The 1,667-nt window shown below is 38.2% G+C and carries 1 pseudogene; it reads left to right on the forward strand.

Annotation, left to right across the window (positions count from 1 at the left end):
• Nucleotides 1–1,667 (forward strand): annotated as a pseudogene (locus tag ACFINC_RS09065) (N-6 DNA methylase); the annotation flags it as partial.

Raw genomic sequence — 1,667 nt, forward strand, 5'->3', positions numbered from 1 at the left:
TAATAAATTACTTGATTGGCTTAAAGAAGATACAGATGAGAATAACTGCCGTGTGTTAACCAATGTCCGCTGTCTCTCTGAAGGCGTCGATGTCCCTGCTCTTGATGCGGTTATGTTTTTACACCCGCGTAAAAGTCATGTGGATGTGATACAGGCGGTGGGGCGTGTGATGCGCCGCGCAGAAGGTAAAACAACAGGCTATATTATTTTACCCGTTGGTATTCCCTTTAATATTCCACCAAAACAGGCTTTAGAAAACAATACGAAGTATGATGTCATCTGGCAAGTTCTCAATGCTTTGCGTGCTCATGATGACAACTTTAAAAACAAAATAAAAGCCTTAGAGCTAGACCAAAATGTTCGTCATGTGTTTGAGATTGTAGGAGTCACTTTTGACCCTGCTTTACAAGTAATGACCGCTGTTGTTGACGAACTCTCTTTCCACACGAAATCGGAAAGTGCTGGGCTTCATATTGGTTCAGTAGCAAGTGAAAATTCTCATAGCTATGAAGGACAAAAAGAATTCGAGTTTTATGTTGATGAATTATCGCGTGCTATTAAGCCCATCATTGTCAAAAAATGTGGGGAGCCTAATCAGTGGGAAAAATGGGCTGGCAATGTGGCTGCAATTGCACAAAATCATATTATTCGTCTTAAAAGCATACTCGCTGATAAAAAGAGTGAAACTTATCGCGCCTTTCATGCCTTTCATAAAGAATTAAAGAACGGTTTAAATGACAGTATCGAACAAGAGGATGCACTCGAGATGTTGGCGCAACACCTTGTGACACGACCTATTTTTGAATCCTTGTTTGATGGAAATGAGTTTGTGAGTAAAAACGCCATCTCGCAAGCGATGGAAAAAATCTTAGCTGAACTTGATAAGATGAATATCAAAGACGAAGCCAAAGATCTTGAAAAGTTTTATCAAAGTGTAAAGGATGATACAGAGGAGATTATTGAGACGCGAGCAAAACAGAATCTTATTATCAAACTTTACGAAGATTTTTTTACCAAGGCATTCAAAAAGACAACAGATAAGCTTGGGATTGTTTATACGCCTATTGAAATAGTTGATTTTATCTTACATTCCGTCAATGATGTTTTAGAGCAAGAGTTTGGACAAAGCTTAAGTTCTCGAGGTGTGTCTATTCTTGACCCTTTTACTGGAACTGGGACCTTTATCACAAGGCTTTTACAATCTGGACTGATCAAACCAGAAGATATGGAATATAAGTTCCGTCATGATATCCATGCCAATGAGATTGTTTTGCTTGCCTATTACATAGCAGCGATTAACATTGAATCGACTTATCATAGTCTTATGAAAGGAGAGTATATCCCTTTTGAAGGAATTTGTTTAACTGATACGTTTTTGATGTTAGAGGAAAAAGATTTTTTTACACGCTATATGTTTGAGAATTCAGAGCGGTGTAAAAAACAGCAAGAAGCTGATATCCAAGTTATTGTTGGCAACCCTCCTTATTCCGTAGGGCAAAAAAATGCTAATGATAATAATCCGAATGTATCTTATGATACACTTAATGATAGTATTCGAGATACATACGCAACTTGATCCCAAGCAAAACTAAAAAGAGGTCTCTACGATAGCTATATTCGAGCAACTAGGTGCGCAAGTAATCGGTTAAGTTCTCAATGCGGCGTTG

It is taken from the genome of Bartonella sp. AP58NXGY (assembly GCF_042195785.1).
Taxonomy (GTDB): Bacteria; Pseudomonadota; Alphaproteobacteria; order Rhizobiales; family Rhizobiaceae; genus Bartonella.